The sequence below is a fragment of the Aquibium sp. A9E412 genome (assembly GCF_030398335.1).
In the GTDB taxonomy this organism is placed as follows: domain Bacteria; phylum Pseudomonadota; class Alphaproteobacteria; order Rhizobiales; family Rhizobiaceae; genus A9E412.
Window position 1 is genome coordinate 24,182 of record NZ_JAOAOP010000030.1, and the last position, 16,485, is coordinate 40,666.

At 70.5% G+C, this 16,485-nt stretch carries 13 protein-coding genes; 3 read left to right on the forward strand and 10 right to left on the reverse strand.

The genetic code is table 11. From position 1 onward, the window contains the following. Positions 1-79: 79 nt before the first annotated feature. The 6 genes from leuA to N1F89_RS12225 form a co-directional block, all read right to left on the reverse strand. Positions 80-1,795, reverse strand: coding sequence for a 2-isopropylmalate synthase (gene leuA / locus N1F89_RS12200; protein ID WP_290084366.1), 1,716 nt, complete (start codon positions 1,793-1,795; stop codon positions 80-82). Positions 1,796-2,061: 266 nt separating this feature from the next. Continuing rightward, entirely contained in the window at positions 2,062-2,970 is a 909-nt protein-coding gene (locus tag N1F89_RS12205; RefSeq protein ID WP_290084367.1) for a cation diffusion facilitator family transporter, read from the reverse strand. Positions 2,971-3,023: 53 nt separating this feature from the next. Further along, entirely contained in the window at positions 3,024-5,213 is a 2,190-nt protein-coding gene (locus N1F89_RS12210) for an anthranilate synthase (protein ID WP_290084368.1), read from the reverse strand. 321 nt (positions 5,214-5,534) lie between these two features. After that, positions 5,535-6,467, reverse strand: coding sequence for a helix-turn-helix domain-containing GNAT family N-acetyltransferase (locus N1F89_RS12215; RefSeq protein WP_290084369.1), 933 nt, complete (start codon positions 6,465-6,467; stop codon positions 5,535-5,537). A gap of 51 nt (positions 6,468-6,518) precedes the next feature. Beyond that, entirely contained in the window at positions 6,519-7,352 is an 834-nt protein-coding gene (locus tag N1F89_RS12220) for a DUF1206 domain-containing protein (protein WP_290084370.1), read from the reverse strand. Then, positions 7,342-8,067, reverse strand: a complete 726-nt coding sequence (locus tag N1F89_RS12225) for a phosphatase PAP2 family protein (protein ID WP_290084371.1) — start codon at positions 8,065-8,067, stop codon at positions 7,342-7,344. Before N1F89_RS12225 ends, N1F89_RS12220 begins: the two co-directional genes overlap by 11 nt. A gap of 133 nt (positions 8,068-8,200) precedes the next feature. On the opposite strand from N1F89_RS12225, the gene N1F89_RS12230 reads away from it, so the two are divergent. From N1F89_RS12230 to N1F89_RS12240, 3 genes are all read left to right on the forward strand, one after another. Continuing rightward, complete coding sequence (locus N1F89_RS12230) at positions 8,201-9,331, forward strand: site-2 protease family protein (RefSeq protein WP_290084372.1); 1,131 nt, start codon at positions 8,201-8,203, stop codon at positions 9,329-9,331. A 71-nt stretch (positions 9,332-9,402) separates the two neighbouring features. Continuing rightward, entirely contained in the window at positions 9,403-10,368 is a 966-nt protein-coding gene (locus N1F89_RS12235) for a L,D-transpeptidase (protein WP_290084373.1), read from the forward strand. A gap of 104 nt (positions 10,369-10,472) precedes the next feature. Continuing rightward, a complete protein-coding gene (locus N1F89_RS12240) occupies positions 10,473-11,348 on the forward strand; it encodes an extensin family protein (protein WP_290084374.1) in 876 nt (291 codons plus the stop codon). Between the two features lie 39 nt (positions 11,349-11,387). On the opposite strand, the gene N1F89_RS12245 is transcribed toward N1F89_RS12240, so the two are convergent. From N1F89_RS12245 to N1F89_RS12260, 4 genes are all read right to left on the reverse strand, one after another. Beyond that, positions 11,388-13,067, reverse strand: a complete 1,680-nt coding sequence (locus tag N1F89_RS12245; protein WP_290084375.1) for a formate--tetrahydrofolate ligase — start codon at positions 13,065-13,067, stop codon at positions 11,388-11,390. Positions 13,068-13,212: 145 nt separating this feature from the next. Further along, positions 13,213-14,337 (reverse strand): DUF2333 family protein, encoded by a 1,125-nt coding sequence (locus N1F89_RS12250; protein ID WP_290084376.1) that lies wholly within the window; start codon positions 14,335-14,337, stop codon positions 13,213-13,215. 87 nt (positions 14,338-14,424) lie between these two features. Next, entirely contained in the window at positions 14,425-15,711 is a 1,287-nt protein-coding gene (locus tag N1F89_RS12255) for a DUF6638 family protein (RefSeq protein WP_290084377.1), read from the reverse strand. 64 nt (positions 15,712-15,775) lie between these two features. Next, positions 15,776-16,189, reverse strand: coding sequence for a DUF559 domain-containing protein (locus tag N1F89_RS12260; protein ID WP_290084379.1), 414 nt, complete (start codon positions 16,187-16,189; stop codon positions 15,776-15,778). Positions 16,190-16,485: the final 296 nt, after the last annotated feature.

Below are 16,485 nucleotides of genomic sequence, written 5' to 3' on the forward strand. Positions count from 1 at the left end.
ATGGCTCCGGGGCTCGTGGGATTAACCAACCGTTAACACGAGCCCCGGCGAAAAGCACCTGCCATCGCGCGGCCGCGGCTCAGGCGATGATGCGGTTGGCCGCCGACACCACCGCCTCGAGCGAGGCCGCCACGATGTTGGTGTTGATGCCGGCGCCGAACAGCCGGCCGCCGGGATGCTCCACCTCCATGTAGCAGATCGCCGCCGCGTTCGAGCCGCGCTGCATGGAGTGCTCGGAGTAGTCGAGCACGGTCATCTCGACGCCGATGTGGCGCGACAGCGCGTCGACGAAGCCGTCGATCGGGCCGGTACCGCGGCCGGTGATGACGGTCTCCCTGCCGCCGTCGAGGATCGTCGCCTCGACGATGCGCCGGCCGCGCGCCTCGGTGTCGGGGAAGGTGCGGTGCTCGACGAACTTGAGCCGCGCGCCCGGCTGGTCGACGTAGCGTTCGAGAAAGCGCTCGTAGATGCGCTTCGACGGCAGCTCGCGGCCCTCGCGGTCGGTGATCTCCTGGATGTCCTCGCGGAACTCGACCTGCAGGTTGCGCGGCAGGTTGAGACCGTAGTCGGCCTGCAGCACGTAGGCGATGCCGCCCTTGCCCGACTGCGAGTTGATGCGGATGATCGCCTCGTAGGTGCGGCCGACGTCCTGCGGGTCGATCGGCAGGTAGGGCACCTCCCACAGCGGCTTGTTGGCCTTGCGGTAGGCCTTCATGCCCTTGTTGATGGCGTCCTGGTGCGAGCCGGAGAAGGCGGTGTAGACGAGCTCGCCGACATAGGGGTGCCGCTCGTGGATGAGCATCTGGTTCGAGTACTCGAACACGTCCTTGACGCGGTTGATGTCGGAGCAGTCGAGCTCGGGATCGACGCCCTGCGTGTACATGTTGAGCGCCAGGGTGACGAGGTCGACATTGCCGGTGCGCTCGCCGTTGCCGAACAGCGTGCCCTCGACGCGCTCGGCGCCGGCCATCAGGCCGAGCTCGGTCGCCGCCACGCCGGTGCCGCGGTCGTTGTGCGGGTGCAGCGAGATGATGACGCTGTCGCGCTTGGCAAGGTGCCGGCCCATCCACTCGATCTGGTCGGCGTGGATGTTGGGGGTCGACATCTCCACCGTCGCCGGCAGATTGATGATCAGCTTGTTGTCGGGCGTCGGATCGACGATCTCGATGACGGCGTTGCAGATGTCGAGCGCCACCTCGAGCTCGGTGCCGGTGAAGCTTTCCGGCGAGTACTGGAAGCGGTAGCCGCCGCCCGCCTTGGCCGCCATGTCGGTGATCATCTTGGCCGCGTCGGTGGCGATCTGCTTGATGCCGGCGACGTCCTTCTCGAACACGACGCGGCGCTGCAATTCGCTGGTCGAGTTGTAGAAGTGCACGATCGGCCGGCGCGCGCCGGCAAGCGCGTCGAAGGTGCGCTGGATCAGTTCGGGCCGGCACTGCACCAGCACCTGCAGCGACACGTCGTCCGGCACGCCGGCCTCGGTGATCGCCCAGCGCGCGAAGTCGAAATCGGTCTGCGAGGCGGACGGGAAGCCGACCTCGATCTCCTTGAAGCCCATGTCGAGCAGCAGCGCCAGCATGCGCGCCTTGCGCTCGTGGCCCATCGGGTCGATCAGCGCCTGGTTGCCGTCGCGCAGGTCGACCGAGCACCAGATCGGCGCCTTCTCGATGCGCTTCGACGGCCAGGTGCGGTCGACGAGCCCGACGGCGGGATAGGGTCGGTACTTGCTCGCCGCGTCGGGCATGCCCTTGCGGCCCGCGGCGGTGTTGGCTTGCTGTTCGGTCTTGGCGTCCATCTGCGTGTCTCCCGGGACCCTCGTCGCCTTGCGGCACGTTCGTCCCGTCATGTCCTCATGCGGCGTGTGGCGGATTGCGAAGGAGCGTCATGCCTGCGGCGCGGTCGACCGCCGGGCGCTCCTTACCGGACCCGACGGTCGCAGGTAAGGCCGAGAAGCAGCAGTGCGCCGCGGGTCCGCACGGGCGGCTGGACAGGGCTATGCGGCGCAGCGTTGGTCATGCCGGTCTCCTTAGCCGAGCCGGCCGGCGCAGGCAAGGCCGGATGTCAGGCGAACGGCACGGCGGCGGTGCCGGGCGGCAGCTTGGCCTCGTCCTCCGGCTCGACGTGGATCAGCACGCGCGCCGACGGCAGCTCCTGCCTGAGCGCCTCCTCGATGCGGTCGCAGATGACGTGGCTCTCGCCGACCGTCATCGCCGCGTCGACGACGAGATGGAATTCGATGAAGGTGGCGCGGCCGGCGATGCGCGTCTTCAGGTCGTGCACCTCGAGCGCGCCGGCCGAGTTGGCCGAGATGATGTCGCGGATGCGCAGATGCTCGTCGTGCTCGACGGCGCGGTCCATCAGCCCGTCGACCGACGAGCCGATCACCTTCCAGCCCTGCCACAGGATGTTGAGGGCCACGATCACCGCCAGCAGCGGGTCGAGCACCGCCCAGCCGGTCGCCACCGCCGCGCCGAGGCCGGCGATGACGCCGACCGAGGTGACGACGTCGGTGAAGATGTGCCGTCCGTCGGCGACCAGCGCCGGCGAGCGGTGGCGCCGCCCGGCGCGGATCAGCACCGTCGCCCAGGCGCCGTTGATCACCGCGGCCAGCGCGTTGACCGCCAGTCCGGCCGCCGGGGCGTCGAGCAGCGCCGGCTGCTGCCAGCTCCGCCACGCCTCGGCGATGATGAGCAGCGCCGCCACCACGATCAGCACGCCCTCCAGCACGGCCGAGAAGTACTCCGCCTTGTGGTGGCCGTGCTGGTGGGTGCTGTCGGCCGGCTTGTGGCTGACGCGGATCGCCCAGAAGGCGGCGCCGGCGGCGATCACGTTGACGACCGATTCCAGCGCGTCGGAGTAGAGCGCCACCGAGCCGGTCAGCCGCCAGGCGACGACCTTGAGCCCCATCACCAGGAAGGCGATGACGATCGACCACAGCGCCAGGCGCCGCACGAGCAGCTTGGCCGGCACGGCTCAGCGCCCGCGCCGCGCCGCCGCGCGGCCGCCGTGCCGGGCCCGGCCCATCAGGCCGCCTTCTCGCGCGCCCGCCGCGGCAGCAGCGCCACGACGTTCTCGATCATGCGCTGCCCCGCATTCTGGCCGAGCGTCATCAGCGATTCGGGATGGAACTGGACCGCCGCGATCGGCTCGCTGCGGTGCTCGATCGCCATGATGACGCCGTCCTGCGTCTCGGCGGTGACGACGAAGGCGTCGGGCAGCGTGGCCGGGTCGGCGAAGGTCGAGTGGTAGCGGCCGACCGTCACCTCGCCGGGCAGGCCGGAGAAGACGATGCCCGGCTGGCTCACCCGCACGCGCGCCGGCTTGCCGTGCTGCGGCTCGGCGAGCTGGCGCAGCGTGCCGCCATAGGCCTCCGCCAGCGCCTGCAGACCGAGGCACACGCCGAAGATCGGCAGGCCGCGCTCGCGAACCAGGCGGATGGTCGCCCGGCAGTCGAAGTCGCGCGGCAGGCCCGGCCCCGGCGACAGCACGACCAGGTCGGGCGCGACGGCGTCGAGCACGGCCGGCTCGAGCGGGCTGCGCACGGTCGTCACGGTCGCGCCGGTCTGGCGGAAGTAGTTGGCCAGCGTGTGGACGAAGGAGTCCTCGTGATCGACCAGCAGGATGCGCGTGCCCGCGCCCACCGCGGCGGCCTCGCGCGCCGGGCCGGCGGCGCTGCCCGCATCCGCCTCGCGGATCGCCGCCAGCATGGCGGAGGCCTTGAGCTCGGTCTCCGTCTCCTCCTCGGCCGGGTCGGAATCGTAGAGCAGCGTGGCGCCGACACGGACCTGGGCGATGCCGTCCTTGATGCGCACGGTGCGCAGCGTCAGCCCGGTGTTCATGTCGCCGTTGAAGTGCACCATGCCGACCGCCCCGCCGTACCAGGCGCGCGGGCTCTTCTCGTTCTCCTCGATGAAGCGCATCGCCCACAGCTTCGGCGCGCCGGTGACGGTGACCGCCCAGGCGTGGCTCAGAAAGGCGTCGAAGGCGTCCATCTCCGGCCTCAGCCGGCCCTCGATGTGATCGACCGTGTGGATCAGCCGCGAGTACATCTCGATCTGCCGGCGGCCGATCACCCGCACCGAGCCCGGCTCGCAGACCCGGCTCTTGTCGTTGCGGTCGACGTCGGAGCACATGGTCAGCTCCGACTCGTCCTTCTTGGAGTTGAGCAGCTTGAGGATCTGCTCGGCGTCGGAGATGGCGTCGTCGCCGCGCTTGATGGTGCCGGAGATCGGGCAGGTCTCGACGCGCCGGCCGGTCACCCGCACGAACATCTCCGGCGAGGCGCCGACCAGATACTCGCCCTGGCCGAGATTGATGAAGAAGGAATAGGGCGACGGGTTGGTCGCCTTCAGCCGGCGCGACACCGCCGACGGCGGATGCGCGCAGCGCTCGAGGAACATCTGCCCCGGCACCACCTCGAACAGGTCGCCGCGGCGGAAGCTCTCCTTGGCCTTCTCCACCAGCGCGGCGTACTCGCCGGGCGCGTGGTCGCCGCGCGGCGGCACCGTGTCGGCCGGCGCGAACGGCACGGCCGCGCCCTCGCGCGGCAGGCCTGCCGTCGTCCATCCCTCGCCGGCATAGTCGTAGCGGTCGTGCCAGGCGCGCGCGGCGTGGTGGTCGACGACCAGGATCTCGTCGGGCAGGTAGAGCACCAGGTCGCGCTGGTCGGCCGGTCGCTCGCGCCGTTCGGCAACCGGGTCGAACTGGAAGGCGAGATCGTAGCCGAAGGCGCCGTAGAGGCCGAGATTGGGATCGGCGTCGCTGCGCAGCAGCGCGGTGATGGCGCGCACCACGGTGAAGACCGAGGGCACGCGCGAGCGCTCCTCCTCGAAGGCGACGCGGCCGGGCTCGGCCACCTGCAGCGCGACCGCCCCCTCCTCGTGCCGCATGGCGGCGACGCCGGCGAGGCCGTCGAGCGCGGCGGCGAGCGCCGGCAGCATCGCCGCGCCGCGCGCATTGAGCGCCTCGATGCGCATGGCCCGGCCACGCGCGGTGATCGCCAGCGGCGGGTCGACGATCGCGGTGTCCCAGCGGGTGTAGCGGCCGGGATACTCGTAGTTCGACGAGAACACCGCGCCGCGCCGCGCGTCGAGCGCGTCGACATAGGCGTCGATGGCGCCCGCATAGGCCGTCTCGCGCCGCGTGCGCGTGATGGCGATCCCGCCGGCGGTGACGAACCGCTCGGCGCCGTTTTCCAAGACTTCCACGCTCATGCCCTGCTCTCCCGTCTGTCAGGCGCCGGGAAGCCCGAAAACAAAGAAGGCCGCCCGGATTTCTCCTGCGGCCATCGTCGATGAATTTCGCGCAAGCGCTCCCGTGGCCGCTGTCAGCAGGCCCACCACCAGCGCATTGCGTGCGAAATCGTCATGCCCGTTTCCATAAGCGAGAACGCGGGGCAGAGCAAGCCGCAATCGACGCGGCGGGCCGTGCGCCCGGAGCCCTTCGGCTTGTCACGAAATCACAGATCGGCTCCAACTCGTTGTCTTGCCGCGTTTGCCGACGGCGAACCGGTTTCCACTTCGCCTGGAAACGCTCTAAAGCACCAGATCCCAGTGCTGGCCGACGAGATCGCGGCCGAAGGAGTGGTGTTTCTCCTCCTTGACCAGCGTGAAGCCGGCCGCCTGGTAGATGCGCCGGGCGGCGACCAGCACGTCGTTGGTCCACAGCGTCAGCTTGCCGTAACCGGCCGACCGCGCGAAGGCGACGCACTCCTCGACCAGCCGCCCGCCGATGCCGAGACCGCGCGCGGCCGGCTCGACATAGAGCAGCCGCAGCTTCGCGACCTCCGGCGTCGCGCGCACGAGGAACACCGAGCCGACGGTCTCGCCGTCGCGCTCGGCGATCCAGGCCCGCTCGCACGCCGGGTCGAAGTGCGTCGCGAATTCGCCGAGGATGCCGGCGATCAGCGCCTCGAAGGTGGCGTCGAAACCGTATTCGCGGTGGTAGAGCACCGCCTGACGGTGGATCACCCAGCCGATGTCGCCCGGCCGCAGGCCGCGCAGACGGTAGGGCGCGGCCTCAGCGGGCGGCGCGCCGAGCAGCCGCTCGACCGTGCCCATCGCCGCCACCAGCCGGCCGCGCGCATCGGCCGGCAGCGCGCCCAGCATGGCGGCGACCTCGGCCGCCGAACTGCGCTCGAGCGGCGCGAACGCGGCGCGCCCGGCTGCGGTCAGCGTCAGGACGGACTGCCGGCGGTCGTGCGGCGAGGCGGTGCGCGCCAGCAGCCCGTCGGCCTCGAACTTCTTGAGGATGCGGCTGAGATAACCGGCATCGAGGCGCAGCTGGTCGCACAGCCCGGCCGCCGTCACGCCCTCGCCATGCGCCAGCTCATAGAGCACGCGGGCCTCCGTCAGCGAGAAGGACGAGTTCAGAAGCGTGCGCTCGAGCAGGCCGACCTGCCGGGTGTAGAAGCGGGTGAAGCGCCTGACGGCATCGATGTCGCCGGCGGAAGGGGCGGGAGCGTTCATGGCATATCCTTGACCCAGTCAATCTTATTGTTGACTGAGTCAAGTGAACTGTCAACGCCCGGCTTCCTCGACATTGATGCGGCGCCACAGCGCCTCGGCGAAGGAATAGGCCGCGAAGGCGACCAGGCCGAGCCCGACGGCGCCGAGCAGCCAGGTGCCGGCCGGCAGCGACAGGATGTAGTCGAGCGCCTCCTTGAGACCGGGATTGCCGCCGTCCTCGCCCGCCGTCAGGCCGCGCCGATAAAACAGCAGCGCCACCAGGAAGAAGACCACGCCGCGCGCCAGAAGACCGCCGATCGCTACCGGGTGGATCAGCCGCATGGTGTCGGGCGAGGCGGCGATGTAGCGCTCGTACTTGCGCGTCAGCGCCTTCCAGGCATGCGCGCCGGCGACGACCAGGAACACCGCGGCGAGCGCCAGCGCCGCCGGCCGCGCGCCGACGAAGCCCGACAGCCACTGCGCGAAGCCGCCGCCGCCGCTGCCGCCGTCGCTGCCGAAGCCGCCGGCGCCCCACCACAGCGAGAAGGTGTAGAGGGTGAGCAGCGCGTAGGTGCCCGCCGAGGCGAGCAGCCCGGCGCGCACGCCGAGCCCGGTGATCGAGAAGCCGTGGTCGTCGGTGTCGAACACCGACTGCACGATCCGCCATGCGCTGTAGCCGGCCAGGCCGACGATCAGCACCAGCACCAGCACGGTGCCGGCGGCGTTTTCCGACAGGAAGCGGATCGCCGCCTCGGCGTCGCGGTTCTGGCCGCCGGCGAAGCCCGCCAGCACGGCGAAGAAGCCGATCACCAGATAGACCAGCCCGCGCGCGGCGTAGCCGAGCCGCGCGAAGGGCTTGAGCCAGCGCGGATGCGGCTTGGCGTGTTCGGCTGCGTCAAGCGTCATCGGGAGCGTCCTTCTGCCTGCGTCGCCAGTGCTGCAGCGCCGAGACGACGAGCCAGGTCAGGCTCGCCCATGCCGCGCCGACGGCCCAGCCGGCGGCCACGTCGCTCGGCCAGTGGACCCCGACATAGACCCGGCTCAGCCCGACGATGGCGGCGACGAACAGCGCCATCGCCAGCACGTAGACGCGCACCGCCCAGCCGTCGACCAGCCGCATGATGAGCGAGCCGAGGGTCAGATAGGCGACCGTGGTGACCAGCGCGTGGCCGCTCGGGAAGCTGGCGGTGTGGACCGGGTCGAGATGCTCGACCAGGTCGGGCCGCGGCCGGCCGTAATACTGCTTCAGGGTCTGGCTGATCAGCGCGCCGGAACCGACCGACAGGAAGACGTAGAGCGCCGGCCCCCAGCGGCCGATCACCAGCAGGAAGCCGATCACCGAGCCGACCGCCAGGATGATCAGCGGATAGCCGCCGAGCGCGGTGATCTCGACCGCCGTCTCCTCGAGCCAGGGCGGGCCGAGCAGCTCCAGCGTCTCGGGATCGCGCAGCATGAGGAACAGCGCCTCGTCGATGCGGCGCATCTCGCCCTCCGCCACCTCGTCGGCGATTTCCAGAAAGATGAACAGGCCGCCGGCGAGGACCGCCAGCATGGCAACCGGGACCGCGGCAGCCCGGGGATTCCACATGCCGCGCACCAGATCGGTGATTGCATTCGCCATGGCCGGCACAACGTGGCAGCCGGCGTGCGGTTCCTCAAGCCGCAGAACGCCGCAGGTGCCAGATGGTGGGATGCCAAGCCGCGCCCCATCGCCTAAATAGGACGCGAAGCGAAGCGACGTCGGAGAGACCGCAATGGCGTGGTCGTTCAGCCTGGGCAGGATCGCGGGGACCACCGTGCGCGTGCACGTGACCTTCTTCCTGCTGCTCGTGTGGATCTGGTTCATGCACTACCGCATCGGCGGCACGCCGGCGGCGTGGGAGGGCGTGGCCTTCATCCTGGCCGTGTTCGCCTGCGTCGTGCTGCACGAGTTCGGCCATGCGCTGGCCGCGCGCTATTTCGGCATCAAGACGCCCGACATCACGCTGCTGCCGATCGGCGGCCTGGCCCGGCTCGAGCGCATGCCCGAGGAGCCCGGCCAGGAGCTCGTCATCGCCATCGCCGGCCCGCTGGTCAACGTCGTCATCGCGGCGCTGATCTTCCTGGCGCTCGGCGGCGTGGCCGGCATCGAGCAGATGGCCCAGGTGGAGGACCCGCGCGGCGACTTCCTGGTGCGGCTGGCCGGCGTCAACGTCTTCCTGGTGCTCTTCAACCTGATCCCCGCCTTTCCGATGGATGGCGGCCGGGTGCTGCGCGCGCTGCTCGCCACCCGCATGGCCTGGCCGCGCGCCACGCAGGTCGCCGCGACCATCGGCCAGGGTCTCGCCTTCCTGTTCGGCTTCATCGGCCTGCTCTACAATCCGCTGCTCATCTTCATCGCCATCTTCGTCTACCTGGCCGCGGCGGCCGAATCGCAGAACGCCCAGATCCGCGACATCTCGGCGAGCGTCCTGGTCGGCGACGTGATGATGACGGAGTTCGCCAGCCTGCCGCGCTCGGGCGACATCGCGCACGCCATCGACACGCTGCTGGCCACCAGCCAGAACGAGTTTCCGATCGTCGACGAGGACGGCCATCTCGAGGGCATCCTGACCCGCAACGCGATGATCCGCGCCCTCAAGGAGACCGGGCCCGACGCGCCGGTCGCCGCCGCCATGCACACCGACGTGCCGCGCATCCACCGGCGCAAGGCGCTCGCCGAGGCCTACCGGCTGATGCAGGAAAAGGCGGCCGAGGCCGTCGCCGTCGTCGATTCGGCCGACCGGCTGGTCGGCCTCGTCACGCACGAGACGATCGGCGAGATGATGATGGTGCGCGCGGCGATGCCGGAAGGCTTCCGCTTCGACCGGCTGCGCCGGCGCACACCGCGGCCGAGCGGCGCCTGATCCGCCCGCCGGGGATCGATCCGCCCGCTGCCGCGTTGCACCGCGAACGGTTCGACATCCGGAGGAGCGCGATGCGCACGGTGATCCTGGCGGCTCTGGCGCTCGCCGCCGCGGCGGGCGGCACGGCGGCCGACGAGCATCTCGATGCGGCGAGCATCAATGGGGCGACCTACGACGCGGCGGCCTTCGCCGAGGGCCAGCACGCCGCCGTCGCCAAGGCGCAGGTCCTGCTCGACCGCGCCGACGCCTCGCCCGGCGTGATCGACGGCTATGCCGGCGAGAACGTCGCCAAGGCGGTGCGCGCCTTCGAGCGCATGGCCGGCCTGCCCGTCGACGGCCGCATGGACCGCGCCGTGTGGGACCGGCTGCAGGACGACAGGCCGGTGCTTCGCGGCTACACGCTGACCGAGGGGGACGTCTCCGACCTGACGGAGCGCATTCCCGAGGACTACGCCCGGATGGCGCGGATGGACCGGCTCGGCTACACCAGCGTCGCCGAGCGCATCGCCGAACGCTTCCACATGGATGTGGAGTTCCTGCGCAGCCTCAACCCGCGGGCCGACTTCTCCCGCCCCGGCACCGCGCTGACGGTGGCCGACCCCGGCAGCCGGCTGCAGACGGCGGTCGCCCGCATCGAGGCCGACAAGGCGCTCGCCCAGCTTCGCGCCTATGACGCGGCAGGCGATCTCGTCGCCGCCTACCCGGTGACGATCGGCAGCCGCCAGACGCCGTCCCCGTCCGGCACCCACGAGGTCGTCGGCATCGCCATCGAGCCGACCTACCGCTACAAGCCGGACGAGAACTTCCAGCAGGGCGACAACGACGAGCCGCTCACCCTGCCGCCAGGGCCGAACGGGCCGGTCGGACTGGTGTGGATCGACCTGTCGAAGCCGACCTACGGCCTGCACGGCTCGCCCGATCCCGCCGAGATCGACAAGGAGCAGTCGCATGGCTGCGTGCGCATGACCAACTGGGATGCGCGCGAGCTGGCCGAGCGCGTCTCGACGGGCGTCACCGTCGCCTTCCTGGAACGCTAGGGCCGATCGCCGTGCCGCCGGTGCCGAACGACAACCCGGCCGCTCGCCACGGCCCCGCCCCGCGCCCACCCCGCCGCGCGGGCTCCGGGCCGCGCAGGCGCGCGATGCCGCTGTTCGGCGCGCTGCTGGCCGGCCTGCTCCTCATGCCGGGCGCCGCAGCGGCGCCGGTCGAGCTGCCGCGCGACGCGCCGGTGCCCGTCGAGCGGCCGGCCGGGCCGCGCGGCGAGACCGACGCTCCCGACACCGGCGCGACGCCGCAGCCGCGTCCCGACGACGGTGCGCAGGCAGCGCCGGCCGCACCCGACGAACGGCCACCCGACGACGAGGCCGCGACCGTGCCGGCGCCGGACGCCGCCGCCGACGACGCGCAAGACGGCGCAGAGGCGGAGCGGACGGCGGAGCCGGCCGGCCCGACCGTGCCCGACACGCCGCGCGACCTGGCCTGCGAGGCGGCGCTGCGCGCGCTTTCCGTCGGCTTCGAGCGGCGCGAGCCGATCGCCGGCGAGGGCGCCTGCGGCGTCGCCCATCCCTATGCGGTGCGCGAGATCCAGCCCGGCGTCCTGCTCAAGCCCGACAGCCGGATGACCTGTCGCACGGCGCTGGCGCTCGCCACCTGGATCAGGCAGGTGGTCCAGCCGGCCGCCGCGAGCCTCGGCGAGGACGTGCGACTGGCCGAGGTCACGCACGCCTCGACCTATGTCTGCCGCAGCCGCAACAACCAGCCCGACGCGCGCATCTCGGAGCACGCCAAGGGCCGCGCGATCGACGTCACCGGCTTCGACCTCGACGGCCACGACCCGATCCCCGTGGTGCCGCGCGCCGACGACGGCGACCGCGCGGAGGCCTTCCAGCGCGCGGTGCGCGGCGGCGCCTGCCTCCACTTCACCACGGTGCTGGGGCCGGGAACCGACGCCTATCACGACGACCACCTGCACCTCGACGTCAAGCAGCGTTCGGGCGGCTATCGGCTGTGCCAGTGAGCAGAGGCGGGTCGCCGGCCGGCGCCCGCGCTCCCGGCTTCAGAACAGGCCTTCGATCTGGCCCTCGTCGTTGAGGAAGATCTTCTCCGAGGCCGGCGCCCTGGGCAGGCCGGGCATCGTCATGATCTCGCCGCAGATCGCCACGACGAAGCCGGCGCCGGCCGACAGCCGCACCTCGCGCACCGGCACGACGTGGTCGACCGGGGCGCCGCGCAGCGCCGGATCGGTCGAGAACGAGTATTGCGTCTTGGCCATGCAGACCGGCAGGTCGCCGTAGCCCTGTTCCTCCCAGCGGTGGAGCTGGTCGCGCACGGACTTGTCGGCGATCGCCTCCGAGCCGCGGTAGATGCGCTTGACGATCGTGTCGATCTTGTCGAACAGCTTCATGTCGTCGGGATAGAGCGGCGAGAACTGCGCCGTGCCGCCCTCGGCGAGCGCCACCACCTTGTGCGCCAGCTCCTCGATGCCGGCCGAGCCCCTGGCCCAGTGCTGGCACAGCACCGCCTCGACGCCCTGCCCGGCCGCATAGTCGCGGATCGCCTCCACCTCGGCGTCGCTGTCGGTGACGAAGTGGTTGATCGCCACCACCACCGGCACGCCGAACTGCTTCACGTTCTCGATGTGGCGGCCGAGATTGGCGCAGCCCTCGCGCACCGCCTCGACGTTCTCCTTGCCGAGCGCGTCCTTGGCCACCCCGCCATGCATCTTCATCGCCCGCACCGTGGCGACGATCACCGCGGCGTCGGGCGACAGCCCGGCCTTGCGGCACTTGATGTCGAAGAACTTCTCCGCGCCGAGATCGGCACCGAAGCCGGCCTCGGTGACCACGTAGTCGGCGAGCTTGAGCGCCGTCGTCGTCGCCATCACCGAGTTGCAGCCATGCGCGATGTTGGCGAACGGCCCGCCATGCACGAAGGCGGGGTTGTTCTCCAGCGTCTGCACCAGGTTGGGCTGGATGGCGTCCTTCAAGAGCACGGCCATGGCGCCGTCCGCCTTGAGGTCGCGCGCGAACACCGGCGTGCGGTCGCGCCGGTAGCCGACGATGATGGCGCCGAGCCGGCGCTCGAGGTCTTCCAGATCGGTCGCCAGGCACAGGATCGCCATGACCTCCGAGGCCACGGTGATGTCGAAGCCCGCCTCGCGCGGAAAGCCGTTCGCCACGCCGCCGAGCGAGCACACGATCTGGCGCAGCGCCCGGTCGTTCATGTCCATCACCCGGCGCCAGGCGACGCGGCGGATGTCGATGTCCTGCGCGTTGCCCCAGTAGATGTGGTTGTCGACCAGTGCCGACAGCAGGTTGTGGGCCGTCGTGATGGCGTGGAAGTCGCCGGTGAAGTGCAGGTTGATGTCGTCCATCGGCACCACCTGTGCCAGGCCGCCGCCGGCCGCGCCGCCCTTCATGCCGAAGTTCGGGCCGAGCGAGGCCTCGCGGATGCACACCGCCGCGCGCTTGCCGATGCGATTGAGCCCGTCGCCGAGCCCCACTGTCGTGGTCGTCTTGCCCTCGCCGGCGGGCGTCGGGCTGATCGCGGTGACGAGGATCAGCTTGCCGTCCGCATTGCCGCGCGCGCCGGCGACGAACTCGGCCGACACCTTGGCCTTGTCGTGGCCGTAGGGCAGCAGGTGCTCGGCCGGAATGCCAAGCCTGGCGCCGACCTCCTGGATCGGCTTCTTCTTTGCGGCGCGCGCGATTTCGATGTCGGACTTGACCTCGGCCATGAGCTCCCCCCGGGATGAATCGGTCGCGGCGCGGGCATTCGGCGCCGCAGCGCCGCATAAAGCCTCGCCGGCGCGCGCCGTGCCGTCTTGAAACAGCCATGCAATGCGCGAATTGCGACAGCCCGCGCGGCGCGGCCCGCCCGCCTCAGCGGTCGAGCACCTGGCGGATCTCGACCAGATTCGAGCGCACGCGCAGGATGTAGAAGCCCATCGTCGCCAGGTGGGTCGGCATGATCCAGCCGTCCTCGCGCCCGTTCGACACGATGGCCGGCTGGATGGCGAGCGCGGCGCGGAACTGGCCGAGCGTCGTCTCCCACAGCGGGCCGATCGAGCGCTGCTTGATGACGTCCTCGAAGTCGGCGCCGGCCGCCTGCAGGATGCCGTAGTAGCCGTAGAGCTGGCCGTAGGCGAACCAGAAGCGGTCGTCGGCGCGCGGATCGAACCAGCCGCTGTTGTGGCTCTCGGAGCGCTCGCGCAGGATCGCCGAGGTTGAGCCGATGTCGCTGGCGATGCGGTCGAGGAACTGCACCAGATTGTCGGCGCGCGCGTCGAACACGGCGTTGCAGGTCTCGAGCCGGTCGTTGAAGACCTGCAGGTCGCGGATCGCCGCGCGGTAGAAGCTCGGCGTCGGCGTCTTCGGCCCGAACGGGTTGACGCCGAAATACCAGGTGTACTCGTCGAACTGCAGGTTGCCGCGCGCGTCCTGCAGGTTCTGGTCGATCTGCGAGGTGCCGCGGATGCGGCCCAGCGTGTCGACCAGCTCGATGGTGGTGCGCCGCGCGGCCTGGTTGACGCCGCGCTGGAAGGAGGCCTTGTTGTCGAGGAAGGGGGTGTCGTCCCAGTCGATGCCGAACAGGCCGGTCTTGTAGAGAAGCATGGAGGAGATCCACGCGTTCTCGTTGACGTTGAAGTCGATCAGGTCGGCCGTCACGTCGGCGATGCCGGAGCGTCCGCAGGTCCGCGTCGTGTCGCCGCCGTCGGCCGCCGACACCTGCTCGCCGGCCGAGATGTTGCGGATCTCGAAGCTGTAGGTGTCGGCGTAGTCGGGGTCGAAGCCGCTCCACACCTGGGTGTTCCACACGAAGTAGCCGTAGAAGCCGACGAGCGCCAGGAGCGCAATGCCGATCGGCCCCTTGATGAGCCAGCCGCGCCGCGCGTACCAGCGCCCGAAGGCCAGGAACGGCCAGGCGATGGCGCCCGCCACGTAGCCGACGCCGCGGCCGATCGCCTGGAAGACGCGGCTGAAGAAGTTCACGATCGGATCGAGCACGAAGCGCCTCCCGTTAGAGCGTTTGCGGGCGAAGCGGAAACCGGTTCGCCGTCCACGCGGTCCAAATCCCTCGCAAGCCGCCGCGCTCTAGTCGGACAGCCCGTAGAGGCGCGCGCGCAACGCCGCCTTGTCCTTGAGATAGGCGCTTTTCAGAAGCGCCACAACATGCGCCCGCCAGGCCGGCGCCAGCGCCGCGTAGTCGGCGTAGAAGCCCTGCTTGTTGAACACATAGCGCGACACGACGTCGGACGGCACGAAGTCGGAGATCAGCCGGTTGACGAGCCAGGCGTCCGGATGGTCCGGCGCGGCCCGCACGACGAGGAAGCGGTGGAGCGGCGCCATCTCGTCGACCGCCAGCCGGCCGAGCTGGGCGATCTCGCGCCGCGCCGCGTTGAGGAACGGGTAGACGCCGTCGCGCCGCACCTGTTCGGCGTTCCTGTGCACCCAGGTCTGCAGCCACACCGGGTCGATGCGCGCCGGATCGGCCTGCGGGTCGGTGCGCCGCACCAGGTCGCGCACCGCCATGTCGGCGCGATGGTCGAGATAGCCGGAACCCTCGATCCACGAGGCGCGCGGCAGCTCGACGCGGCCGGTCTTCAAGAGGAAGTCGAACACCCGCCCGGCGTCGCGGATCGGCAGGTACGAGACCTGCCAGGGGCGCGAGCGGCGGAAGCCGGGCGCGGCCGGATCGCTGATGACGGTGGTCACGTCGGGATCGACGAACACGTAGACCCCGCCGAAATGGCTCGTCCAGTAGGCGGCGTGGCGGAAGATCACCTGGTCGGGCACCAGCGCGTTCTCGCGAATATCGCCGGTCTCGCGCGCCAGCGCCACCATGCGCTCCAGCATGGCGGTGTCGCGCCAGGCGTCGGGCTCCTGCTTCAGCCGGTCGACCAGCCGGCCGAGCTCGGCCGCCTTGCCGAGCAGGTCCTCCGCCGACAGCACGCGGAACTCCACCTGGTTGATCGACAGCAGGTCCTCGATGTCCTCCACCTTGGACACCGTGTCCTCGATCTCGCCGTAGATGACGTCCTTGATCGTCAGCGCGTGGATGGCGCGCGCGTTGCGGCTCATGAACTCGAACATGAGCTGCGACGTGTTGGAAAAGGCGGTGTGCACGACCGGCAGCTCGATCTGCGCCGGCGTCAGGATGACGAAGCGCCGGTTGACCGCGTTGGGATCGAGATAGTGCGGATCGCCGAGCGCCTCGGCGACCTGCGGCGAGAAGCCGGTGCGGTCGATCTCGAAGCGCTCGAGCGTCACCGCCGGCAGGCCGAAGGCCTCGAGCGCCCGGTTGTAGCGGGCGACCAGATGCGGCGCCTCGACCGGCAGCAGCCGGCCGTAGATCAGATCGGCATCGCGCAACAGGTTCATCGCGCGGGCACCAGGCGATCCGGAACACGCTGCGTCCGATGCCGGATGGCGTCCGCGAGCGCCCTCAATCGTCTGCCTCCGTCTCGTCCACCGCAGGCACGAAGCGCAACTCGCTGCTGACCGTGGTGCTCAGCCGTCCGTCGAGCGCGGCAACGATCGTTTCCAGGACGCCGTCCCGTTCCCTGAGGACGTCGACATGCCATACGCGCAACACTGACCATCCGGCAGCCTTCATACGCTCGTCTCGTACGCGATCCGACGCTTGGCCGGCATGCTGGCTTCCGTCGACCTCGACGACGAGCCGCCGCTCACGGCAGGCGAAATCGGCGAAGTAGGGGCCGATGGGAAGCTGCCGCACGAACTTGTACCCGTTAAGCCGGCGGGCGCGAAGGTTCGACCATAGAACCGCTTCGGCCTCGTTGTCTGTCCCGCGCAACTGCCGCGCCCGGCGCGTTCTGATGCGTCGCGGACCACGCATGCCCTCCCCCGTGAAAACAGCGGCTCCTCCGTCGGCGCACCATCGGCATGTCGAAGGATGGCGCAGCCGAGGCAGATCCAGCCGCGACCCTGCTGGAGTATGCGCCTGAAACGGGGAAGAAACAGCCCTTGCGTTGCGGTTGGCGCTGCCCCTCACCCTCACCCTCTCCCCGTGAACGGGGAGAGGGAAACGGCGATGCAGCCGCCCTTCTCCCCGCTCGCGGGGAGACGATGCCGGCAGGCGGATGAGGGGCAGCGCCCCCGCACCGGCCCTTCGCCCCGTTCTCCCCGTGCCCG